General features: G+C 47.2%; 13 protein-coding genes and 2 pseudogenes. All 15 read left to right on the forward strand.

The window, feature by feature from the left end:
• Positions 1-382: 382 nt before the first annotated feature.
• Positions 383-2,857 (forward strand): stage II sporulation protein E, encoded by a 2,475-nt coding sequence (spoIIE, locus tag JOC27_RS12930; RefSeq protein ID WP_239530322.1) that lies wholly within the window; start codon positions 383-385, stop codon positions 2,855-2,857.
• Between the two features lie 340 nt (positions 2,858-3,197).
• Positions 3,198-3,938, forward strand: coding sequence for a vWA domain-containing protein (locus JOC27_RS12935; protein ID WP_205007692.1), 741 nt, complete (start codon positions 3,198-3,200; stop codon positions 3,936-3,938).
• Positions 3,919-4,854 (forward strand): serine/threonine protein kinase, encoded by a 936-nt coding sequence (locus tag JOC27_RS12940; protein ID WP_205007693.1) that lies wholly within the window; start codon positions 3,919-3,921, stop codon positions 4,852-4,854. The genes JOC27_RS12935 and JOC27_RS12940 overlap by 20 nt, the downstream gene beginning before the upstream one ends.
• 70 nt (positions 4,855-4,924) lie before the next feature.
• Complete coding sequence (tilS, locus tag JOC27_RS12945) at positions 4,925-6,349, forward strand: tRNA lysidine(34) synthetase TilS (protein WP_205007694.1); 1,425 nt, start codon at positions 4,925-4,927, stop codon at positions 6,347-6,349.
• A 2-nt stretch (positions 6,350-6,351) separates the two neighbouring features.
• Positions 6,352-6,891, forward strand: coding sequence for a hypoxanthine phosphoribosyltransferase (gene hpt, locus JOC27_RS12950; RefSeq protein ID WP_205007695.1), 540 nt, complete (start codon positions 6,352-6,354; stop codon positions 6,889-6,891).
• 119 nt (positions 6,892-7,010) lie between these two features.
• Positions 7,011-9,026: an ATP-dependent zinc metalloprotease FtsH gene (gene ftsH / locus JOC27_RS12955; RefSeq protein WP_205007696.1), complete on the forward strand. Its 2,016-nt coding sequence runs from the start codon at positions 7,011-7,013 to the stop codon at positions 9,024-9,026.
• A gap of 292 nt (positions 9,027-9,318) precedes the next feature.
• The gene (locus JOC27_RS12960) at positions 9,319-10,104 is read left to right on the forward strand and encodes a type III pantothenate kinase (protein WP_205007697.1); all 786 of its coding nucleotides are present in this window, start codon (positions 9,319-9,321) and stop codon (positions 10,102-10,104) included.
• Positions 10,104-10,985: an Hsp33 family molecular chaperone HslO gene (gene hslO, locus JOC27_RS12965; RefSeq protein ID WP_205007698.1), complete on the forward strand. Its 882-nt coding sequence runs from the start codon at positions 10,104-10,106 to the stop codon at positions 10,983-10,985. Before JOC27_RS12960 ends, hslO begins: the two co-directional genes overlap by 1 nt.
• A 287-nt stretch (positions 10,986-11,272) precedes the next feature.
• Positions 11,273-12,193 (forward strand): cysteine synthase A, encoded by a 921-nt coding sequence (cysK, locus tag JOC27_RS12970; RefSeq protein ID WP_205007699.1) that lies wholly within the window; start codon positions 11,273-11,275, stop codon positions 12,191-12,193.
• A gap of 163 nt (positions 12,194-12,356) precedes the next feature.
• Positions 12,357-13,199 (forward strand): dihydropteroate synthase, encoded by an 843-nt coding sequence (gene folP, locus JOC27_RS12975; protein ID WP_205007700.1) that lies wholly within the window; start codon positions 12,357-12,359, stop codon positions 13,197-13,199.
• A 4-nt stretch (positions 13,200-13,203) separates the two neighbouring features.
• Positions 13,204-13,563: pseudogene (gene folB, locus JOC27_RS13485) on the forward strand (dihydroneopterin aldolase); the annotation flags it as partial.
• Between the two features lie 18 nt (positions 13,564-13,581).
• Positions 13,582-14,085, forward strand: a pseudogene (gene folK, locus JOC27_RS13490) (2-amino-4-hydroxy-6-hydroxymethyldihydropteridine diphosphokinase); the annotation flags it as partial.
• Positions 14,037-14,240 (forward strand): helix-turn-helix domain-containing protein, encoded by a 204-nt coding sequence (locus JOC27_RS12985; RefSeq protein WP_205007702.1) that lies wholly within the window; start codon positions 14,037-14,039, stop codon positions 14,238-14,240. The pseudogene folK and the gene JOC27_RS12985, both read left to right, overlap by 49 nt.
• Before the next feature lie 59 nt (positions 14,241-14,299).
• Positions 14,300-15,298, forward strand: coding sequence for a tRNA dihydrouridine synthase DusB (gene dusB / locus JOC27_RS12990; RefSeq protein WP_205007703.1), 999 nt, complete (start codon positions 14,300-14,302; stop codon positions 15,296-15,298).
• A gap of 409 nt (positions 15,299-15,707) precedes the next feature.
• Entirely contained in the window at positions 15,708-17,207 is a 1,500-nt protein-coding gene (gene lysS / locus JOC27_RS12995; RefSeq protein WP_205007704.1) for a lysine--tRNA ligase, read from the forward strand.
• Positions 17,208-17,698: the final 491 nt, after the last annotated feature.

Genomic DNA, 17,698 nt, shown 5'->3' on the forward strand with positions numbered 1-17,698 from the left:
CGCCTGCGGGAAGAGCAGGACAAGGAAGACCCCGCAGGTAACTGCCTGTTCGAGGAGGCTTCCGTCCTGCCCGCGGCAAGCGAGCAGCCGAAGCGTAATTGATGAAAAAGTTGGTGAAGCCTGTAGGGAATTCAAGCTTTTCTTAAAAAAATACCAGAAAAAATAGGTGAAAGTTTAACAAATCCAGCAAAAATAAGACATCATTCGGGATGTTTAAGAACCGTCTCCGTCTAGTTATTTGGCGGGGAACCCCGTAATCTGGCAGACAGGGCAGAAATACGTCGAACACTTTTTATTAAGAGGTGCGCAATTCTGACAAATTTTGAAGCGAATCTATGATTTAATGAATCATACAATACCTAACTGAAGGTGGGCGAAATGGATGATTCAAGAATCCGTTAGTTTTGTAGAAGGACAAGCCGGTTCCTTTGCTCCCAGACATCAAGCAGTAGGCAAATCGTTTCGTTGGCAGAAAGCTTTGCATAAATTTGTTGTTCGTATAGCGTTTCGTACCGATCTCTTCTTCCTTGTCGCCGGGTTTCTATTAGGCCGCGCCGTGATTCTAAATACGCTGACACCATTTACAGTCCCTTTCTTCGCTATGGTTTTCTGGCTTCATCGTAAGAAAAGGTGGATGGCCTCGCTGTTTGCTGTGGCCGGTGCCTGCACAGTAAATCTTGAACAAGGATTTTTCTCACTTCTGGCACTGCTTTTTCTGGCTGTTACCCGTCAGCTATTCCTTAAATGGGCAGCACAAGAATCAAAATGGTTGCCGGCGATCGTCTTTATTACTTGCGCGGGTGTTCGATTGCTTTGCCTAGCAGCCTTCCAGTTAACATTGAGCGGAACCGACGTGCTGACAGCAGCCGCCGAAGCGTCACTTGCTTTTCTGGTAACACTGATTTTTATGCAAAGTGTGCCATTACTCTCCGCAAAAACGAATCATAAGCTGTTTAAGAATGAAGAAATCATCTGTTTTATTATTTTGCTGTCATCCATTGTTGCCGGAACGATCGGCTGGCATGCCATGGGACTCTCTGTCGACCATATACTTGCGCGCTATGTTCTATTACTCTTCGCTTATGCAGGTGGAGCAGCAATTGGGTCGACTGTCGGGGTTGTTGTTGGACTGATTCTTGGTTTGGCAAGTGTTTCCAGTCTCTATCAGATGAGTCTTCTTGCTTTCTCAGGTGTTCTCGGCGGTTTATTAAAAGAAGCAGGTAAACTCGGGGTGGCGGCTGGGCTGATGATCGCGACACTGCTTATTGGCCTTTATGGAGACGGTTACACAGCGCTTGGCGGTCAAGTACTTGATTCGCTCGCTGCCGTTCTGCTCCTAATCGCCACACCGAAAACGTGGATTCAGAGCTTGGCTTCCTTTATTCCCGGAACTGGGGAATATCATAAAGAGCAGCAGCAATATATTCGTAAACTACGTGATGTAACCGTTAGCCGAATCGAACAATTCTCTGGTCTTTTTCAGACACTAGCGAAGAGTTTCAATCCGCCTGCTGAAAGCGAAGGTATTGAAGACGATCTTTTTTTAAGCCGCGTCACCGCGCAAAGTTGCCAAAAATGTTTCAAGAAACAGAATTGTTGGGTCAAGAATATTAATCAGACACAGCGGTTAATGCTTGATTTAAAAAGCCAGTACAAACAAGGCGATAAATATAAAGATGCCAAGCTACGCATCGCTTGGCAATCACATTGTGCGAAACCGCAGCAAACACTCGAACTCATCGAAAGAGAGCGGAATATCGCTGAGATGCAGGAAAAGATGAATCAAAAAGTTAAAGAAAGCCGGAGACTCGTTGCTGATCAGCTACACGGAGTATCGCAGGTAATGGGTGACTTTGCTTCCGAGATGAAGCGAGAAAGAGGCCTGCATGACTTGCAGGAAGAAATGATTCTGGCAAAGCTGAATGCCGTTGGGCTACGCGTTGAAAGCGTTGAGATCTATAACTTAGAGGCGGGCGCGATTGATATTGAAATCATTTTGCCGACCGATTGCTATGGTGCCAGCGAAAAAGTAATTGCGCCGCTGCTGTCGGACATATTGGGGGAAAGTATTGTTGTAAAGAAAAAAGAGACGGCAGACACGCCTGGCGATCCGAGCCGTGTGGTGTTTGTATCGGCACGCACCTATGATATTGACACAGGGGTGGCAACGGCGGCGCGCGGCGGAGGTTTTATTTCCGGGGACAATTACTCGCTTTTTGATATCGGTACGGGGAAATATGCGCTTGCAATCAGTGACGGTATGGGAAACGGCGAACGCGCGGATGCCGAGAGTCGTGAAACGCTGCAGCTCTTGTCAAAAGTGTTAAAGTCTGGAATCCCCGAAACATTGGCGATTAAATCGATTAATTCGATTCTTTCGCTACGGACAACGGAAGAGATTTTTGCAACGCTTGATCTGGCGTTGATAGATTTGCAGAGTGCGGAATCAACGTTTCTTAAGATTGGCTCAAATCCAAGTTTTATAAAACGTGGAAACCATGTCATCATGCAAGATGGCGGCAATTTGCCAATCGGCATGATTGAGGATTTCGATGTCGATGTACAGAGCAAGCAACTGAAATCCGGTGATTTATTGATTATGATGAGTGATGGGCTATTTGATGCGCCGAAGGGAGTGGAGAATAAGGAGGCTTGGGTCAAACGGAAAATACTGGAGTTGGAAACGGATGATCCGCAGGAAATCGCCGATCTCCTGCTTGAAGAAGTTATCCGGATGGCTGGAGGCAGCATTGAGGACGATATGACCGTCATTGTTGCAAAGGTACACCATCATCTGCCGGAGTGGTCCTCAATCTCATCCGGATTCAGTGCTAGAAAGATGAGCAAAGCGCAATAATCTGCATTTAATCGCGAACGCGTAGAGCGCAATTGTTGCAGAAATGACTTGGCCAAGTCAAACGAGCAGCTGGGGCGCATTTATTGCAAGCCCAAGCTTTTCTCATATGAACGTATAAGATTTTGCCCCAAAAATGTAGCGCAGGCGCGAGACGCCTGCGGGAAAAGCGAGCCAAGTGAGCCCCCGCAGATTACAGTCTGTTTGAGGAGGCTCACGGATCGCCCGTGGCAAATGAGCAGCCGGAGCGCATTTGCTGCAAAGCCAAGCTTTTCTTAGATTAATTGTATAGAAACTCTTTTTCCTGTCTATTATATTGCTAGATTCAGGGAGGAGTTCAAACATGAAAAAAGGGACGTTGCGGCAAATTCTATTAATCACGGATGGCTGTTCCAATCAGGGTGAGGACCCGGCAGCGATGGCGGCACTTGCCAGAGAACAGGGGATTACAGTCAATGTTATTGGCGTTCTTGATCACTTTGACGCGGAAGATAGCCGCGGGCTTCAGGAAGTGGAAAGTATTGCTCAAGCCGGTGGCGGCATCAGTCAAATCGTTCAGACCAGGCAGTTGGCGCAAACGGTACAGATGGTTACGAAGCAAGCGATGACTCAGACGATTAAGGGTGTTATCAATCAGGAATTGCAAGGCATCCTAGGAGAAACAGGCACAGTTGAAGATCTTCCGCCTGAAAAGCGCGGAAAAGTCATGGAAATTGTTGATGAATTAGGCGAGACAGTCGATCTTGATGTTTGTATCCTCGTTGACACAAGTGCCAGTATGAAAACAAAGCTGCCAACCGTGCGTGAGGCGTTAATGGATATGACACTTAGTCTTTCAGCACGTATGGGTCGCAATAATTATTGTCTCTATCTATTTCCTGGGAAAAGAAAGGCTGTCACAAGGGTGGTTTCTTGGTCGCCAAATCTTGATTCAATTGAGCGTGCGTTTGAAAAAATCGGAACACACGGTGTGACGCCGACTGGACCGGCGATTAAAGAAGCGACAAAGAGTTTCGGCCAAATAGCACGGCGGAAGATGCTCTTCCAAGATGACGAGGCATACGATGACGGGCCAAGATTTTAATTTTTATCCAGGCACGCGGATTATTGGTAAATGGCACCGGAAGCAGTACGAGTTGATCAGAAAAATTGGTAGTGGTGCGCAAGGTACGGTTTATCTCGCAGTTTCAGATGGGAAAAAAATGGCGATTAAATTAGCCAGGGACCGTGCGTCGCTAATCGCTGAAGTCAATGTATTGAAACAGTTTGAACAGCTCCAAAGTAATCCTTTGGGGCCTTCTTTATATGACAACGATGATTGGCTTTACGGCGGAGAGACGATCGGGTTCTGTGCAATGGAATATTTAAAAGGCACGCCAGCCAGCGAAGCTCTGAGGAAACGCTCGTTTGATTGGACGATTGTCTTTTTGGTTCAATTATTGAATCAATTGAAGAAATTGCATGAATCCGGTTATATTTTTGCTGATTTAAAGCCGGAGAATCTGATAATTATCGATCCGGGGCACCAGATTCGCTGTGTCGATTTTGGCGGCGCAACGAAAATTGGCCGCTCGGTCCGAGAATATACAGAGTTTTACGATCGCGGCTATTGGGGGATGGGCACGCGGAAGGCAGAGCCAAGCTATGATTTATTTGCCTGCGCGATGATTCTGATCGATGCGGCAACTGGTGGTCGCTTTGAAAGAAGTGGTTATCCTCAAGACCAGCTGCTGAGAAAAGTCAAAGAAGCCTCGCGGCTCGTGCCCTATCAATCAATAATTTTCAAGGCACTGTCCGGCAGATATGCTTCCGCGGAAGAGATGCGCCAGGCGCTCGTCAGCCAAGCGATGGAGAGGCAACAGCCGTCTACTCAGATGCGTAGACGCGGCGTTTCAGCTACCGCAAAAAGCAAAACGAATGACGGTTGGGTCAGTGCCTGGTTAGCAGCTTCGATTATGCTAACGATCTATATAGTCTGCGTCCTCGTTTATACAATGTAACAAAGACGTGTCAAGGTATGCTACCATTGAAGAAAAAGGGCCAGCCATACCGGTGGTGGGGGAATCATCAATGACTTTTGAAGAGAGCGTGACACAGTTTATCAGGATGCACAGGCTGATACGACGGGGAATGCGGCTTCTCGTCGGTGTTAGTGGTGGCGCCGACTCCATGGCGCTTCTCTGTTTCTTTCTAGCGAAACGCCGAGAATGGGCGTTGCAGCTTGCGGCTTGCAGTGTCGATCATCAGCTGCGGGGTCAAGAAAGTCAGGCAGATCTACAGTATGTCGCTGCATTCTGTACGACGCACCACGTGCCTTTTTTTGGCCGAACCGTTGACGCGGCCGCTTTGGCAAAAAGAGAAAAATTGAGTGTGGAAGCTTCGGCACGCCTGTTGCGCTATCAGGTCTTTCGCGAGGTCGCTGCTACATTCCGTGCGGATGCGATTGCACTCGCCCATCATGGCGATGATCAGATAGAGACGATGCTCATGCACCAGGTGCGCGGCAGTGCCGGGATGGCCAAGGCGGGTATCCCGATCCGAAGGCCATTTGCCAATAGTGAACTGATTCGTCCGTTTTTAACACATACGAAACGTGAACTTGAAGAATACTGTAGGCAGCAGCGGATTCAGCCGAGAAACGATCCATCGAACCAATCAGACGCGCATACGCGCAATCGTTTCAGAAAATATGTACTACCTTTTTTAAAACAAGAAAATCCACTTGTTCACCTAAAATTCCAATACGAAAGCGAAAGGCTCGCCGAAGATGAAGCCTTTCTGCTTGCTCAGGCGAAAGCACGGATGAATGACGTTATTTTATGTAAAAATAAACACGAGATCACACTTTCAGTTGCCGCATTTTTATCAAGTCATTCACCTTTACAAAGGAGAATAATTCATCTAATATTAACTTATCTGTACAATGGGCAGGGAATAAAGCCTTTGCATCAGTCCATACATATTGAAAATCTTCTGCACCTGTTGCGTTCCGGTCGAGCTTCAGGCAGTATCAATTTTCCGGGAAATATATCGGCTTTATTGTCCTACGAACAGTGCCGCATCGGTCGTCTGGAGCAATCGGCTGGGGATGTGTACAGCATCCCGTTGCTTATTCCAGGGGAAACGGTTACACCGGCAGGCCTGTTTCTCGCAGGTCCTATGGATCTGCGAGAAACACATCCGGCAGCTGATCATTTTCTGACCAGCATGGCACAGCTCAGACTGCCACTCAGCATTCGGACATGGCGCCCGGGGGATCGAATGGCTCCCAACGGCATGGACGGCACACAAAAAGTGCAGCGCCTTTTCATCAATCAAAAAATTGCTCGAGACAAACGGAAAATCTGGCCACTGCTCGTTGACGCAGATGGCGCCATTCTATGGTTGCCGATGCTTCGCAAAGCGCGTTTGCCGCAGCAGACAGGGGGAGCAGAGAATCAAGCGGATCAAGTGCTGATTACATTTCATCCTGCTGCCAAATTTGGGAGGATTTAGGCATGATTGAAGACATCAAGGAAATATTAATAACAGAGCAGTCAATACAGAATAAAATTGACGACTTTGGAAAGATTCTCTCAGAGGAGTACGATGGACGTTTCCCTCTGGTTATCGGCGTACTTAAAGGGGCGCTGCCTTTTATGGCGGATTTAATCAAGCGTCTGACGATACCGATAGAAATTGATTTCATGGATGTTTCCAGTTATGGTAATTCAACCGTCTCTTCCGGAGAAGTGAAGATTCTAAAGGATTTAGATACGTCTGTCGAGAATCGCGATATTTTAATTGTCGAAGATATTATCGACAGCGGACTGACACTGAGCTATCTGGTCGAATTATTTAAGACACGGCGGGCGAAATCAATTAAAATCGTCACGTTGCTTGATAAGCCTTCTGGCAGAAAAAGCAAGATTTATCCTGATTTAACCGCATTCACGGTTCCCGATGCGTTTCTCGTCGGGTATGGCCTGGATTATGCCGAGAAATACCGTAATCTTCCGTTTATCGGTATTTTGAAACCGGAAATTTATGAACATTGAAGGCGTTCTGAGGCAGGACATCAGGCGGTTTGTTAGAAGAGGTTAAATGGCTTGAGGTAATTCTTTTTTGTATGGTAGTATAAAATATGGTTTGTCTTGAGAGCGGGAGGAGGTAAGGCATGAATCGAGTTTTTAAGAATATCATCATATATTTGTTTATTTTTGTAGTCATTATTGGAATTGTCAGCTGGCTGACTGAATCCAATAATAAAGTGAAGCCGATGACGTACACGGCGCTTGAACAGAATTTGCAAAAAGGTACTGTGGATCAGGCCATTCTCCAACCAGAAGGCAGTGTTTATGCGGTTACCGGGCACTTGAAAGGTGAGAGCACAAACACAACTTTCAAGGCTTATATTCCTGCCAGTGAAAAAGCGATTGATCATATCACGGCTTTGACAAAAAATTTGGATGTTAAGCCGGCAGAGCGAGCTAATGGTTGGCTTACATTTGCAACGTCTCTGATACCTTTCGCGATCATTTTCTTCCTGATCTTCTTCCTGCTTAACCAGGCTCAGGGTGGCGGTGGCCGTGTGATGAATTTCGGAAAAAGCAAAGCAAGGCTTTATTCCGAAGACAAGAAAAAGGTCACTTTTAAAGATGTAGCCGGTGCTGATGAAGAAAAACAAGAACTTGTTGAAATTGTCGACTTTCTAAAGGATCCGCGCAAGTTTGTCGCACTAGGGGCAAGAATTCCAAAGGGCGTTCTGCTTGAAGGTCCTCCAGGTACCGGTAAAACATTGCTTGCGCGAGCGGTTGCCGGTGAGGCGGGTGTACCGTTCTTCTCGATCAGTGGTTCGGATTTCGTCGAAATGTTTGTCGGTGTCGGCGCATCACGTGTGCGTGATTTGTTCGACCAGGCGAAGAAGAATTCACCATGTATCATTTTTATTGATGAAATTGATGCGGTCGGTCGCCAACGTGGCGCCGGTCTCGGTGGCGGACATGATGAACGCGAGCAGACGTTGAACCAATTGCTTGTTGAAATGGATGGTTTCGGTGCCAATGAAGGCATTATCATCATTGCGGCAACGAACCGCCCGGATATTCTCGATCCAGCGCTTCTTCGCCCGGGTCGTTTCGACCGGCAAATTCCAGTTGGCCGTCCTGACCTTATTGGACGTGAAGCGGTGCTTCGCGTACATGCGCGTAATAAGCCGTTGGCAAAAAATATCGATTTGAAAACAGTTGCCAAGCTGACACCAGGTTTCTCCGGTGCCGATTTGGAAAACCTTTTAAACGAAGCAGCGCTCGTTGCTGCCCGTGCCGATAAAAAAGTTATCGACATGGAAGATATTGATGAAGCTGTGGAACGCGTAATTGCCGGTGTGGCAAAGAAATCGCGTGTTATCTCGAAAAAAGAACAAAATATTGTTGCCTACCATGAATCCGGTCATACAATTGTCGGACTGGCGCTCAATGGCGCCGATGAAGTGCATAAGGTGACTGTCATTCCTCGTGGTCAGGCAGGCGGTTATACAGTTTCTCTGCCACGTGAAGATCGCGGCATGTTGACCAAGCCAGAATTGCTAGAGAAAATCTGCGGTTTGCTTGGCGGACGTGTAGCCGAAGAGATTACCTTCGGCGAGGTATCGACTGGCGCTAGCAATGATTTGCAACGTGTGACGAGTTTAGCGCGCCGAATGGTTACTGAGTTCGGTATGAGCGAGAAATTGGGGCCGCTGCAATTTGGCAATAATGACAGCCAGGTCTTCCTTGGTCGCGACCTGCAGAATGATCAGAATTACAGCGATACAATTGCTTTTGAGATTGATTCAGAAGTACAGCGGCTAGTGAAAGAACAGTATGCACGCTGCAAGAAAATTCTCTTGGAACATCAGGAGCAACTGAATTTGATTGCAGAAACGCTGCTTAAAGTTGAAACGCTGGAAGAAGAACAGATCAAATCGCTTTATGAAACTGGGAAATACATCGAACCAAGCAAGAATCGTTATGCCTCGGCGAAAAGCGATGATGCAGATACCGAGCATAAGGACGCGGAAGTGAAAAAGGATGCTGGGTCAACGGATGTGAAAGTGACGATTCATCCGAAAGATGATGAGAGCACCGGAGCGATCAAGGGCGAGATTACCCCTAAAGATTCCTCGCAAGACCCAGAGAATAAAAATTTGTAAAATAAACATCAGGAAAAAAGAAGGGGCATTTCCAACTAGCGGAAGTGCCTCTTTTTTTCAAGCTTAAGAAAGTAAAAGGCTTTTTGCGTAAAAATGCAGCGAAGGAGCGAGACACCTGCGGGAGAAGCGAGCAAGTGAGCCCCCGCAGATTCTTGTTTGTCTGAGCAAAGGCGCGGCGCCAGTGGCAAGCGAGCAGCCGAAGCGCAATTGTTAAAAAAGGACTTGGCTAAGCCAAGTTTTTCTGAATGAGACGGCGAAGGAGAACGGATGCTCGTGAGAAAGGATGGTTCGGATGATATTTGTCTGCGATGTAGGGAACACCAATATTGTGATTGGCGCTTATGATGGTGATCAGCTGAGGGAACACTGGCGTTTGGCGACTGATCGTGAGAAAACGGAAGATGAATACGCGATGCTAATTCAGAATCTGCTGGCAATCCGCGGCCTTCGCTTCGAAGATTTTGACGGTGCGGCAATCTCAACCGTCGTCCCTTCCTTGCTCTTTGCACTTGAGCGGATGTTTCAGAAGTATTTTCAGATCCGGCCGCTAATTGTCGGACCGGATGTCTGCACTGGATTGAAGCTTAAGTACGATAATCCGAAAGAAATCGGCGCCGATTTGATTGTTAATGCGGTCGCCGCCGTACATGCTTATCAAGCACCGATAATTGTGATTGACTTCGGAACAGCTACTACGTATTCCTATATCGATGAAAATGCGGATTATATTGGCGGAGCGATTGCGCCGGGGATCAACATCTCCACTGAAGCGCTTTACGAGAAAGCGTCAAAACTGCCTCGTATTGAAATCGCTAAGCCACCGCACATCGTCGGACGGAACACGATTCATGCGATGCAGTCCGGTGTGCTGTTCGGCTATGTTGGTCAAGTGGAAGGCATTGTCGCCAGGATGAAACAGCAGGCAAGTAAGCCTCCGGTCGTTGTCGCAACCGGGGGGCTTTGCACATTGATTGCCGATGAAACAGGCAGTATTGATTATGTCGATAAATTTCTAACATTGAAAGGTCTGTATTTGATTTATCAACGAAACAGTGTAGGAAAGAAAGGGGTTATCTGATGGGTGATTATCTATTAAAGGCATTGGCCTGCAACGGTGAATTACGTGTACTGACTACTGTCACAACGGAAACTGTTCGCGAGGCGCAGCGGAGGCAAGGGACTTGGCCGACGGCCTCAGCGGCGATGGGGCGGACGTTGACTGGAACGATGATGATGGGCGCGCAGCTTAAAGGCGAGGAAAAAGTGACGGTGACGATTCAGGGTGGTGGTCCGATCGGGTTAATTGTGGCTGACGCAGATACCCATGGGCATGTCCGAGGCTATGTCACGAATCCGCAGGTTCACTTTGATCTGAACGCCAAAGGGAAACTGGATGTCGCCCGGGCCGTCGGGACATCCGGATTTCTCAGCGTCGTTAAAGATATTGGCATGCGAGACAATTTTACCGGCCGTGTGCCGTTAGTCTCAGGTGAAATTGGTGAAGATTTTACGTATTATTACGCCAAGTCGGAACAAATTCCATCCGCTGTCGGGGTCGGCGTTCTCGTTAATCCAGATCACACTGTTAAAGCTTCAGGTGGTTTTCTGATTCAGGTACTTCCAGGTGCCGAGGATGCGGTTATCGCCAAGGTTGAACAGCGAATCAATGAAATCCCGCCAATTTCGCGATTGATCGACGCTGGACGGACACCGGAAGATCTTTTAAATGATCTGTTCCCGGATCGCGATTACAAACTGCTTGAGAAGCAACCAATCGAATTCTTCTGCTCTTGTTCCAAAGAACGCTTTGGGCAGTCGATCGCTTCGCTTGGCAGAAGCGAACTAGAGGCGATGATTGATGAAAACCATGGAGCAGAGGCAACTTGTCATTTTTGCGGAAACACCTATCAGTACTCTGAACAAGAACTAATGGCAATGGTCGAGCGTTTGAACGCCTAAAATTAGAAGATAGGCCATCTGGACGCGGGTCCCTCCAGTTCATTCGTTCATCTGAGGAAACGCGAGATGTCTGCGGGAAAAGCGAACCAAGTGAGCCCCCATAGATTCTAGCTTTTTGAGGAGATGCGCGGTGTTAGCGGCAAGCGAGTAACCAAAGCGCATTTTGTCTAAATAAAGATTATTTTAAGATAAGTGCTTATCATTGACGCACTAATGAATAATTGCTAACATAATTTATAAATCATACATGATTACTAAGGATTGTTCCAATAAGAGGAGTGAACAGAATGACCGTTGCAAATTCAGTTACTGAACTAATTGGAAATACACCGATTGTCCGGATTAATCATTTAACCGGAGAAAATGACGCTGAACTGTACGCGAAGCTCGAATATTTCAATCCGGGGAGTAGTGTCAAAGACCGGATTGCTCTGGCAATGATTGAGGCAGCTGAAAAGGAAGGCGTTTTGAAACCTAATGATACGATTATCGAACCGACCAGCGGCAATACAGGGATTGGTCTTGCACTTGTCGCAGCAGTTAAGGGCTATCGGGCGATTCTCGTTATGCCAGAGACGATGAGCATCGAGCGCCGGAAGCTGTTTAAAGCGTATGGCGCCGAGGTGATTCTGACACCGGGTGCTCAAGCAATCAAAGGTTCAATTGCCAAAGCACAGGAACTTGCCGCAGAAAAAGGCTATTTTCTTCCGCAGCAGTTCAAGAATCCGGCAAACCCAGAAGTGCATTATAAAACAACTGGGCATGAAATTGCTGAAGCGTTTGATACACTCGACGCATTTGTTGCGGGTGTTGGCACCGGTGGTACTTTGAGTGGTACCGGAAAAGCCCTTCGTGAAAAATTCAATGCTATTAAAATTTTTGCGGTTGAACCGAAAGATTCTCCAGTTCTGAACGGCGGCAAAGGCGGTCCGCATAAGATTCAGGGGATCGGCACCGGATTTATTCCGGATACGCTTGACACAGAGATCTATGATGAAGTGATCGATGTCTCTAACGAAGATGCTTTTGACTATGCACGTCTGGCTGGAAAGAAAGAGGGTATTCTGGCTGGCATTTCCGGCGGTGCAGCCCTTTACGGCGGGGTGACGGTGGCGAAAAAATTAGGTAAAGGCAAAAAAGTTGTGGTTGTTATCCCGGATAATGGTGAGCGTTATCTGAGCACACCGCTTTATCAAGTCGAAGATTGATTGATACACAACAGAAACAAAGAGATCGTCCGGAGACGGGCGGTCTTTTTTTGCCGGGTTACTCTTATTCGCCCTTGTGGCTGCAGAGCTATGCCTCGGTGACTGCAGGTGAACTATGGTATACTGGCCTTGTGAACTTTATGCGGAAGGATGACCCTTTAACATGAGAGAGTTTGAGCGTTCGCCCTATCACCTATTGCAAGTTAGGGGAAGGACCATTGATTATGACGAAAAGACCGCAGTAATGGGTATTTTAAATGCCACACCGGATTCTTTCTCCGATGGCGGCAACTATAACGAATTGACACTTGCTGTGCAGCATGCGCTTGAGATGGAACGCGAGGGTGCAGATATTATTGATATCGGCGGCGAATCCACTCGTCCGGGCTATCAGCCAGTGCCTGTAGAAGAAGAAATCCGTCGGGTGATCCCGATTATCTCAGCGATCCGCGCGCATTCGGATATTCCAATTTCAATTGACACGTATAAGGCCGAGACAGCGCGTCGCGCTCTTGAGGCGGGTGCAGATATTATTAATGACATATGGGGTGCTAAAGCGGATCCGGAGATGGCGCATGTTGCTGCTGCGTTTGATGTGCCGATCATTTTGATGCACAATCGTGATAATAATCAGTATGTAGATATTATCGAGGAGATGACGCGTGATCTGAAGGTGAGCATCAATCTCGCGCTCCAAGCCGGTGTTCGGCCCGAGAATATTATTCTTGATCCAGGCATTGGCTTTGCCAAGGATTATGATCAGAATCTTTATGTGATGAACCACTTGGAGGCTTTTCATGAGCTCGGCTATCCGATTCTGCTCGGAACATCGAGAAAGGGATTCATCGGTCGCACGTTGAATTTAAGTGCTGATCAGCGGGTTGAGGGAACCGGCGCTACCGTTTGTCTAGGTATGACCAAGGGATGTCAGATCATGCGTGTTCATGATGTCTTGGAAATCGCGCGTATGACCAAAATGATGGATACAATGTTGCAGGTGAACTGATCGGATGCCGGATAAAATTTTTCTTGATCAGATGAGCTTTTATGGCTATCACGGTGCGTTGCCTGAGGAACGGCAATTGGGTCAACGGTTTCTCGTGGATCTGACGCTTGAAACGGAGTTGTATGCAGCCGGGAGCACAGATGATCTGAGTCGAACGATTAATTACGCTGATGTTTTCAAGCAGGTTCAAGCGATTGTCGAAGGCGATCCGTGCAAGTTAATCGAGACACTGGCGGAACGTATTGCCACTGCTGTGCTCCACACATTCCCTTTGGCAGAAGCTTGCCGCGTAAAGGTAATAAAACCGGATCCGCCCATTCGCGGGCATTATGCTTCTGTCGCAGTGGCGATCGAGCGACGGCGCGTGATGGCCTATCTTGGCCTGGGATCGAACATCGGCGCGCGTGCATCCTTTTTAAAACAAGCGCTTGAACAATTAGACAACGTCCCCGGCGTGCGGGTGATTCGTTGTTCGTCGATCTACGAGACGGCTCCTTATGGCCCAGTTGAACAGAATGATTTTCTCAACCTCGCCGTACAGATCGAAACGATAATGCCACCCCTTGCTCTGCTTGATACGGTGCAGCAAATCGAAAAAGCAATGCTACGAAAGAGGGAGATTCACTGGGGGCCAAGAACCATTGATCTGGATATATTGCTCTATGATCAGACGATCAGCCATACGGAACGCTTAGCATTGCCGCATCCGGAAATTGCTCGTCGCGCATTTGTCTTAAAACCGATGGCGGAGCTTGCGCCGCACCTGGTTTTGCCAGGTATCAATCGTTCAATGATCGAATTGTGGCAGACGCTTGAGGAGAAAGAAGGCGTACGGTTATGGAAAACGAGCAATGGGGCAGGAAAATACGGGCTTTTCGAAAATTAAAGGGTTATACGCAAGCACAGCTTGCACGGGATTTGAATATCTCTTTATCACTTTTAGGAGAAATTGAAAGAGAAAATAAGCAGCCGTCGGAAGAACTGCTGGTGAAAATAAGCACGGCGCTTCATATATCAGTTGACGAAATGAGAAACATATAGTAAATTTGCTTGATCAAAAGTTGTTCGGCCTCGGTTATATTAACGAAAGAGGTGATTGGATGCTGAAAATCGGTCCGATCGAAATGAAAAACCGTGTGGTGCTTGCACCAATGGCGGGTGTCTGTAATTCTGCTTTCCGTTTGATCGCCAGACGATTCGGCGCGGGTCTTGTTTGTGCAGAAATGGTTGCGGATAGGGGCATCATCCACCACAATAAAAGAACGATGAACATGCTCTATATTGATGATCGAGAAAAACCGATGAGCCTGCAAATACTTGGCGGTTCACGGGAAACGCTGGTTGAGGCGGCGAAGTTTGTCGATAAAAATACAAACGCTGATATCATTGATATAAATATGGGCTGCCCAGTACCAAAAGTAATAAAATGCGATGCCGGCTCGAAATGGCTGCTTGATCCGGATAAAATTTATGAAATGGTTGCTGCGGTCGTCGATGCTGTAGACAAGCCAGTGACGGTGAAGATGCGTAAAGGTTGGGATGATGACCATATCTACGCGGTACGGAACGCCCAGGCGGTCGAACGAGCAGGTGGTCAAGCTGTTGCTCTGCATGGACGGACGCGTGTGCAAATGTATGAGGGTCAAGCGGATTGGGAAATTATCCGTCAGGTGAAAGCGTCTGTCGGCATTCCTGTGATTGGCAATGGTGATGTACGGACGCCGCAAGACGCCAAACGGCTGCTCGAGACGACTGGAGCAGACGGCGTCATGATTGGTCGCGCAGCACTTGGCAACCCGTGGATGCTCTACCGAACCGTCAAATATCTGGAAGCAGGAATTTTGCCGCCTGAACCAACGGCAAAGGAAAAAATCGATGTCTGCCTTTTCCATTTTGATCAATTGACTAAATTGAAAGGTGAACATTTGGCTGTTCTGGAAATGCGCAAGCACGCGGCTTGGTACATGAAGGATTTGCGCGGGGGCAATGAAATCCGGAAAAAGATAAATTTAAGTGAAACCGGTGATGAGCTGCGTCTGATTCTAAAGAGATTCGCGGCGGAAGCAACACAACAAGAACCAGTGCCGGCACACGGTTGACAGTGATTGTTATATTCTTTATAATTCGAATGGCAAACAGACTGCCGGTTGTCCTACTGGCAGTCTTATTTTTAGTAGACTAAAGTATAGAAGTTTCAGCCGATCTTCGATGGCAGGTCCGGCTGCCTTCCCAGAGGGGGGCAAGGGCCTGAGCATTGATTGAAACAGCTGTTTTAAAGTAAAAGCTATGTATAAATTTAATGTTGTTTTTCTGACCAAAAGTCAATGTGTGCTGGCGCCTTGCGGGAACAGTGTGCCAGGCCGGTCTCGCAGACTTTTGCTTTTACGAGAAGGCTTGCGGTGCGCCCGCGGCAAGCGAACACATGGCAATAAACGATTAAAAACAGCAGCGGAATTTAACAAAGCCAAGTAAAAAGTATGCAGGGAAAAAGAGCAGGAGGGTGATGAAATGGCTCAGGAAGTTGATCTAACTGATCAGTTGCAGGCTAGGCGTGAAAAACTGCGTGAACTGTTCGAACAAGGCATTAATCCTTTTGGTGGTCGTTTCGAACGCACACACGATACCGGAAAAATCCGTTCGCTTTACAGTGATACGGAAACGGACAAGCTTGAAGAAATGAACGTTGCGGTGGTTATGGCCGGAAGACTAATGGCTAAGCGGCGTAAGGGAAAAGCGGGTTTCGCTGATATTCAGGATTTCGAGGGCAGAATTCAGTTATATATCCGTAAAGACAGTGTTGGCGATGAACAATATGAAATTTTCAAGCATATTGATATCGGCGATTTTGTTGGTGTCGAGGGTACTGTTTTTAAAACGCATGTCGGCGAACTTTCAATCAAAGTCACGAATTTTTGCATTTTATCCAAGGCTTTGCGCCCGCTGCCAGATAAATTTCACGGTCTGAAAGATGTCGAACAGCGGTACCGCCAGCGGTATTTGGATCTGATCGTCAATCCGGAAGTGAAGCAGACTTTTATTCTGCGCAGTAAGATTGTGAAAACAGTCCGCGACTATTTGGACAGCTTAAACTATCTTGAAGTGGAAACACCGACGATGCATTCCATCGCTGGAGGCGCGGCGGCTCGACCATTTATTACGCATCATAATGCGCTGGATATGGACCTGTATATGCGGATTGCGATTGAATTGCATCTGAAGCGTCTGATTATCGGTGGTTTTGAGAAAGTCTATGAAATCGGACGGGTTTACCGAAATGAAGGTATTGATACCAAGCATAATCCGGAATTCACCATGCTGGAATTGTACGCGTCGTACTATGATCTACGTGACATTATGGATGTGACGGAAAATCTATTTGCCTATGTAGCCGAAAAGGTATTGGGAAAAACGACGATTGAGTATGAGAACAACGTCATCGATCTCAAATCAGGATGGCGTCGCCTGCATATGGTTGACGCAGTTAAAGAAGCGACAGGTGTCGACTTCTGGCCGCAGATGTCTGATGAACAAGCACGTCAGCTTGCTGCGGAGCACGGTGTCTCGGTCGCTCCAGACATGACATTCGGCCATGTGGTTAATGAATTCTTTGAACAGAAAGTTGAAGATACAATCGTTCAACCGACGTTTATTACCGGGCATCCGGTTGTGATATCTCCTCTCGCTAAAAAGGATCCAAAGGATGAACGATTCAGCGATCGCTTTGAATTGTTCATTGGCGGTCGCGAGTATGCGAATGCGTTCAGCGAACTGAACGATCCAATTGATCAGCGTGAACGTTTCGAACAGCAGATGCGTGAGCGCGAAGCGGGTAATGATGAGGCACAGATCATCGATGAGGATTTCCTCGAAGCAATGGAATATGGCATGCCACCGACCGGCGGACTGGGTATCGGTATTGACCGTCTCGTGATGCTACTGACACATTCCGCCTCGATTCGCGATGTGCTTCTTTTCCCACAAATGAGAGTGCGTGACGATAAAAAATAAAAAAGATTAGATAATAAAAGATGTCTCATTTTGAGACATCTTTTTTTTAGATAAGAAAGTATAAAGTTATTCGCATGCAGCGAGGTGCGCTGGCGCCTTGCGGGAAAAGCGAGCCAAGTGAAACCCCACAGATTCTAGCTTCTGAGGAGACGCGCGGCGCCCGTCTTCTACATGCATTAACAGAAGACCGGTATATACTTTGAGACTCGCCGAAGGAGATTGACAAACCGAAGGAATCCTGATAATATTCATTTATTGCCGGTTGGCATGTCCTATTCTTAAAAAAGAGTGTTGACTTTTTAATCTAAGGTCTTTATAATACTAAAGGTCGCTGATTAATAATATGATTTGTTTGAAAAGCCAAATGAAAAATGTTGTTGACACCGACATGTTGATGTGGTAAGATATAAAAGTTGCTGATTGAGAGATAAGCAGCACGGAATGTTCCTTGAAAACTGAACAAAAGCCAAGCGTACTTTTTAAAAGGGTAA

Source organism: Sporolactobacillus spathodeae (genome assembly GCF_016908935.1).
Lineage (GTDB): Bacteria > Bacillota > Bacilli > Bacillales > Sporolactobacillaceae > Sporolactobacillus > Sporolactobacillus spathodeae.